The organism is Caballeronia arationis, assembly GCF_001544975.2.
GTDB lineage: Bacteria > Pseudomonadota > Gammaproteobacteria > Burkholderiales > Burkholderiaceae > Caballeronia > Caballeronia arationis.
Genome location: NZ_FCOG02000011.1, coordinates 137,256 through 143,740, shown reverse-complemented (window position 1 = coordinate 143,740; position 6,485 = coordinate 137,256). Strand labels below are relative to the sequence as shown.

At 55.7% G+C, this 6,485-nt stretch carries 7 protein-coding genes; all 7 read right to left on the bottom strand.

Annotated features, from left to right (window positions below):
- Positions 1 to 245 precede the first annotated feature (245 nt).
- Positions 246 to 776, bottom strand: a complete 531-nt coding sequence (locus tag AWB81_RS09335; RefSeq protein WP_062634483.1) for a hypothetical protein — start codon at positions 774 to 776, stop codon at positions 246 to 248.
- A 12-nt stretch (positions 777 to 788) separates the two neighbouring features.
- A complete protein-coding gene (locus tag AWB81_RS09330) occupies positions 789 to 1,109 on the bottom strand; it encodes a hypothetical protein (protein WP_062634480.1) in 321 nt (106 codons plus the stop codon).
- Between the two features lie 66 nt (positions 1,110 to 1,175).
- The gene (locus tag AWB81_RS09325; protein ID WP_062634478.1) at positions 1,176 to 1,664 is read right to left on the bottom strand and encodes a DUF4262 domain-containing protein; all 489 of its coding nucleotides are present in this window, start codon (positions 1,662 to 1,664) and stop codon (positions 1,176 to 1,178) included.
- Between the two features lie 46 nt (positions 1,665 to 1,710).
- Complete coding sequence (locus AWB81_RS09320) at positions 1,711 to 2,052, bottom strand: hypothetical protein (RefSeq protein ID WP_062634476.1); 342 nt, start codon at positions 2,050 to 2,052, stop codon at positions 1,711 to 1,713.
- Between the two features lie 161 nt (positions 2,053 to 2,213).
- The gene (locus tag AWB81_RS09315; RefSeq protein ID WP_144444124.1) at positions 2,214 to 2,654 is read right to left on the bottom strand and encodes a hypothetical protein; all 441 of its coding nucleotides are present in this window, start codon (positions 2,652 to 2,654) and stop codon (positions 2,214 to 2,216) included.
- 176 nt (positions 2,655 to 2,830) lie between these two features.
- Positions 2,831 to 4,357 carry a DEAD/DEAH box helicase gene (locus tag AWB81_RS09310; protein WP_144444123.1) on the bottom strand — a complete coding sequence of 509 codons (1,527 nt, stop codon included), beginning with the start codon at positions 4,355 to 4,357 and terminating at the stop codon, positions 2,831 to 2,833.
- 66 nt (positions 4,358 to 4,423) lie between these two features.
- Positions 4,424 to 6,451, bottom strand: a complete 2,028-nt coding sequence (locus AWB81_RS09305; RefSeq protein WP_144444122.1) for a hypothetical protein — start codon at positions 6,449 to 6,451, stop codon at positions 4,424 to 4,426.
- Positions 6,452 to 6,485: the final 34 nt, after the last annotated feature.

Below are 6,485 nucleotides of genomic sequence, written 5' to 3'. Positions count from 1 at the left end.
GGCAGGACCCTGACACCTTCGAGATGTTCCGACTGGCCACATAACCCCAAGACTGTGCCGAACTCGGCACTCTTGAGTTCCTTTCTATTTGAAAACGTTTGCCCAGAGTGGCAGGGAAGACAGCAGTCGGAGGCCGCCGATTCCGAAACGAATTATCGGCGGAGTGGAGGAAATCTTTAGACAAGAAAGCAAAAAAAAAACGGCCTGGGAAAAACCAGGCCGTTGTGACGGAAGAGGGGAGGGGATCAGTTGAAGCTATATCGAACAACCTCCGCGAGCGGAAGGATGCCGATCATCTTGCCGGTGCCACACCCCGCGACTTCGCGGAAGAGCCGCACGTAGTTGGTATCGATGTCCTCCTCTTCGCACCACGCGAAGAAGGAGATAGGGTCGATCAGTCCGACGTTGCGTTCGGACGTCCGCCACTCGCGCAGATCGCTACGGATGCGATGAGCGGCCGTGCTGCCGATGGAGATCTTACGGCCGTCGAACGTGGTGAGTTCATCCACCAGATCGAGACTACCTTCGACGGGCAGCACACCGTTGATCAAGCAACAGGCCATGAGACCGGACCAGACCTTGAGTTTCAAGTAACTGGCGACCAACAGAATCTGCTTGGCTGTCGCTTTCACGTTATCGATACGAGCGACTGAAACGGATGGCACGAGTACGACACCTTTCACGTCCGTCGTCTTTTCAGCGAGACAATCGCGGAGTTCAACGAAGGCGCGTTGGTTTGCGGCGAGGCTGTCCTCGCCAAATGAAGAATGGCCCATGTTACCTGTACCTTATTTGATTTCATCGCCCATGCAGGCAACGAGAGACGGATGGATGAATGCGAGCTGTGTCGTGGTAAAGAGAAGGTCGCGCTGATCTCGCTTGGAGCTTTGCGATGCCGTTGAGATCAACGACTCCGACAGATCCTCGACGAGTGAGAGATCTTTCTCAGACCAGACACGTTTGTAGACTTCGGTTTGTTCCTTGATGTAATCCGTGAGTACCGACAGATACTCAGCAGCTGCTTTGATCTCAGCCGCGCAGGTCGGTGGATCCAGAAGCAGCATGTTCAACACGGTGCGCTGTGTAGCGCTGAACCGCTTTTCACGCATGATTTTACTCTCTCAGGTTGAGCCGTACTCGCAAATGCTACTAATGACTGATCCACCGGACGCGTTCTAGTGGATCATCGGTAAAAGCTCCTGCACGCACTTAGCCGAGTCGTAGCCTTCCTCGTTAGGCAGGACATTATTGAGGTCAGCCCACACCACCTGAAGGACGCGCACGTGCTCGCCATACATCGTGACGGCTTGGCAGGCGTACTCATCGCGGGCGACCGGGCTGGTGACATCACGCAGATCGACACGGACGCTGAAGAGGTCGTCACGGACGCCCAGCTTAATTTGACCGTTGTTGCGCTCGAGTTCGCTTACGACACTGGCGATCATGTCCATCGCGCCCTGATTGGTCACGTTCCCGGAGACCAGAATTTCGGGCAAGCCCTTCTTGGTCAGGCCGATGGTGTACATGAACTTCACGACGTCGGGATCGTCCTCCGTGGGGAAGATGACGAGTTGCGTGTAGCCGTACTTTTCGATCTTTGCGGCAAGCTCCGAGCGAAGTGCTTCAGCGGTAGCGTCGATTTGTTCAGGGGATCTCTTGTGCATTGTGCTGTCCTCGCTAAGTCGTAGAAACTTGGTTCAATGATAATAATCAGGCATTCCAGTCCAGCGATCGCTTAGCGTCAGCGAGGCAGTCGATGTCCATCACGCCCTTTATCTTACGGCCGATGATCCTCGAGCGCGTGCAATAAACCGCACCGTGAATCCCATCGTCAGCCAACGTCGCCACGCCGACGTGTCTTTTGTTGGCGAGGTTACGGACGAGCATGACCGGCCGCCCGAAGGAGTCCTTCTTTATATCCAGAACTTCGGAAGGCATGTTTTCTTCGTAGGTGTGCTCGCCCGGGTTGCCGTACTGGCAGTTATAGACATGGCCGATTTCTGCGCCATGAAGCTTGATGTGTTTCAACACGTTCTTGTTCTCTTGGTTCATGATTGACGACCCTGAAGGAATGGTTAGATTCGTCACAGGAGCATTTAGATACTCCATGTGGTTCAGGGACGTCATATAGGTCTGAAACCTTTTAGGATCGGCAAAAAAAGAGAGACGGCATAACTGCCAGAGGTTTCCCCCTGGCAGCGACAACCACGGCGTTATGCCGCCTTTTGCACGAGCTCCGGTACGCGGTGGGTACCGCGCATCGGCAGCTTTTCTTCGACCAGGAAATTCTGGATGTCCTGGCAGGCTTGATACAGTTCCGACAACTCGTACTCGTATCCGGTCAGGAATTCGAGTCCATCTTCGAGGCACTGGTGGTCCTTGAAGAGATCGGTCGTTTGCTCATAGTCCGTCAAATAGACACTGAACACATTGCGATCCGTCTCGCAGATCCAGGCATTGCGGCAGCCGAAGTGGCGGCCGCCCGGATGCTTCTCGACGAACATCTTTAAGCGCGTGACCCGCATGTTTCGCTCGGTGTGTTGAGTGATATGCGTGTTGCCACGGGGGGACCCCTGATGTTGGAACATGAGATACAACATTTCCACGATAGCGGTCCCGACGGGGGTGATGCGGTTAATGACAACGCGATTCATGCTTGACATTCCTCGTTTATTGTTTTGTTTTTCAGCTGCTGTTCAAGGGATACTCGTAAAGAAAAGCTACTACCGACCGGGTGCGAGCGACCCGATCCCCGTATGGTCCTTTATTGTTTTTTGTTGTTGCCGATCCTTGTTTTGTTTCTACCTATCCTTGATGAAACCTCCTTGCTTCACAATGCATTGGGAATGAAAACTGTCGAGTAGTTCAGGGCGCGATTCCGAAGCAATTCTTGATTCTTGCCCTGATACTCCACATGCTTATCGACGTCCGAGCAGTACAACGAAACGCACTCAGGCGTTTTCTCGGACTTCAGCTTTCGCGTACGGCCGAAGATCTGCAGGATCGACTGCTGACTGGAGATCGCCACAGACATGATGTTCGTGGTCAGATTCGGAATGTCGACTGCCGTGCCCGCCGACTGAGGCGTCGTCACGCGAATATCCGCATCGATACAGTTCTCGAACGGGTCATCCTCAACGTATCGCCGCACGTCCATGTGCGGATACTGCTTGCGCATGAATTCCGTCACGAGCGTGCAGAACTCGATCGACGCGCAGAAGATGACTGCCTTCTCGGTGGGCTGATAGTTCCTGAGATACTTCGCCCTCAACACCTGATCGATCAGATGCAGGTAGCTCGAGCAGACCTGCGGGTTATTCATCAGGTACTTCTCGTACACATGGTTCGAGTAGTTACCGTTCTCCCTGCAACGAATCCTCTCGGGCCGCTGGATCCGATAGAAGAGGGCTGTTGCGTTCGTGTATCGGTCGTACGCCGGACCCTTGTGACGGTGGGGGGTCGGATACGCGATCTCGTACATGCGGTTGATGAACGCGTCTTCCTTGTCGAGGGTTGCCGACAGGGAAAGCGAACGGTGACAGTGCGTGTAGAGATCGAGCTTGAAGTTCAGATGGAAGTCCTGGTGCACTTCATCGATCAAGCGAAATCCCGAGCGCAGCGTCTGCATCAACTCGGAAGGGCGGCACGCGTAGCCCATCTCCAGCGTCTGATCGCCATAGCGCTCGTACAGCTTGAGCCAGTTCTGAATCGTCTTGTTACTGATCAAAACGATCTTGCTCGCCAGCTCGCCAGCGACTGCCATCTCAAGCAGCGCCATCAGGTGTTCGCTCCCGCGAATAACCATCAGGTCTTCGATCGCGATGTCATAGACGTCGCGGATTTCTTCAACCCACTTCTCAAGATACATGGGTTTCACGATGATGACCGGTGCGAGGCCCATCTTCGATACTGCGAAGAGCGACGTCACGCCCTTGCCCTTACCGGTCTGGAACTCGATCAACTTCGAGACCGAACCATCGGGTTTTACCACGTAATCCACGCCCTCATCCTGATAGTCGCGCAGATCCCACCTCTCAAAAATGGGAAGCTCCACCTCGCGGACAACCGGAAGTTCCGGACGCTCGACTTCGATCAGCGACCCTTTGAGATTGTGGAAACCGAGATGCTCCTCAAACTTTTTAAAGACGTTGATGTGATAGCGATACTCCCCGGTATCACCACAATGTGCCGCGTACACGGCCGGCTTCGGCGGCGGCTTTTTCGAGTAAGGACTCGGCTTGGTGCGAAGCGGCTGCACGAATTGGCGGGTGAACCCGATCACCGCGGGCATGGCGCGCGGCGTCACCCTGCTAACAACGAAGTGATGCGAATGAAGACGAATCAGAAGCTCAGCCATAATCAACCTGCATAGAACGGAGGAAGGGGATTGCGCGGACGGTTGCGATCCCCCGCACTACGATGCTTATGCGCCGACACGCTCCAGATGTTCGAAGACCTCGCGCGGACAGAGCGCGACGTCAAACGGGTGATCCATCCGGTTGGTACTGATGAAGCTGATCGGATCGGTGATGGCTTCGCGGTGATCCTCGAAGGCCATCGTCGCCGACAGCGATCGAGACAACATCGAAAGCGACATCACGCCAAGACCTTCATCAGTCCACGGCTTCGGCAAGCTGTAGTCGCCGTCCTCCGCCGAAACAATCATCGCTTCGTAGAGAACGACATCAAGCACCGTGAGGTTCACGTCAAGCTTGCTGTTGACCAGGTCGTACAGTTCGATCAGGGCGTCATCCGGCCTGACGTTCTTGTCCCGGTCTTGCATCATCTTGACGCTCGACTCCAACATCTTCGCGATGTCACGCGAGTGGTCCGACATGTTGAAGTGCTTGAGGGGCAGTGCCAGAATCGGCAGCGACCAGTCCCAATCCCTCATATCGATGACGTAGTTGCCGGTATCCGTATCGAGATCCCAGCCGACGCGACGGATGTGATGCAAGAGCGAATGCGTCATCGAAGCCTTCCGACCGCTCACTGCCGTCAGGATGTCGACACCTTCCGCCTTTCCATACTCGCCGACCAGCAGCCCCACGTACTCGAGCTCCGAGAAGCGCGCGATATTGAGGTTGTCGGGGTCGTCGATCTCGTTCACGTCGTTCAGATTCGGCGCGGACTCTGCCGCGATCACGAGCTTCACCGGTAGGTCCTTTAGCCGATCCGCCATGAGATACGAGTTGTCGTCCGTTCCGACCTTCAGGTACAGCTTGTCCGCATCTCGCAGGACGATCGCCTCGATCGACGCCGAGCTGTCCAAGTGCTTGACCGACAGCACCGATTGCGACGACTTCTCGGTGAGCAACATGCAGCACATGTGACCGATGTTCGTGAAGTCCGGCACCGAGTTGGCGAGTTCACCAAAGCACGTCGAACACACGCCGACCGGATCCGGATGCGCGCACCGCATCACCGAGCGCAGCCGAACCGTCTTGCCGATCAGGTGGTCGTCCTTCTTCCGAATGATCTTGAGCTTGTTCTCCTTTTCGTCCAGGTAGAACTTGCCGGCGAGGCGTCCGAGATCGGACTTGCGCATCGGCCACTTCACGTACTTCGTCGATCCACAGTCGCCCTTGTGCAGATGCTGCACGTTCATCGACATCAGCTGAAGACGGCGCGAGAAGTACTCGGCCTGCTGCAACGGCGCCTTCGAGAAGATAAGCGACTTCGCAGCAGAACGCGATTCCACGAGCGAGTCGCGGAAGTTGCGATAGCCTTCGGTATAGCTGCGCAGAATCGGCAGCTCGAAGACGTTGGAGTCGATCTCGGTGACGCGGCCGCGGGCGGACACGCACTGCAGCAACTGATCGAACTTCACCGTGCCCGCACGCGCTGCAAGCGCCAGCGGATTCTTCTTCAGTTCGACGCCGCCCTTGATGACCGCACCGACCGCCTGGTAGCTGTCCTCGAGCATCTTGTCGGTCACCTTGTCCAGCGGCACCGAGAAGAGTGGCTTCTTCGCCTCGATGATCTTGGGATGGTCGAGCACGTCGATGAAGTCGGTGATGTCGAGCGACACCACGTATTCTTCGAGTCGATACGAGAGTTCGTTGTACATCTCGTTCGTGATCTCGTATGTCCGCTTGGCCAGCATGTCGAGCGTGACGGTCGCGTCGGCACGGGGAACGCATGTTCCGTCTTCTGCGTAGCCGCCCACGTAGACGTCGTACACATCCCAGACCACGCTCGCGATCAAGTCGAGGTGCGTGTTCGAACCGAGGCGCTTGTCGCCGAGCACGGCACGGACGTGATGCTTCGTCCGGATCGGCGTCTGCGGATAGTCGCGCAGGAGATCCCACGCATAACTGCTGTAGAGAACTTCCCGATGATTAGTCTGAATTTCCCCGTCATCGAACACACAGATGAAATCGCCGTGCAGAGCAGTCCAAAGATATTCGGTGCTCATGCCCAACAGAGTTCGCGCGCTGATGCGTCTCATTTGTCTTCCTTGTTAAGCCGTCCTGGCCGATGAG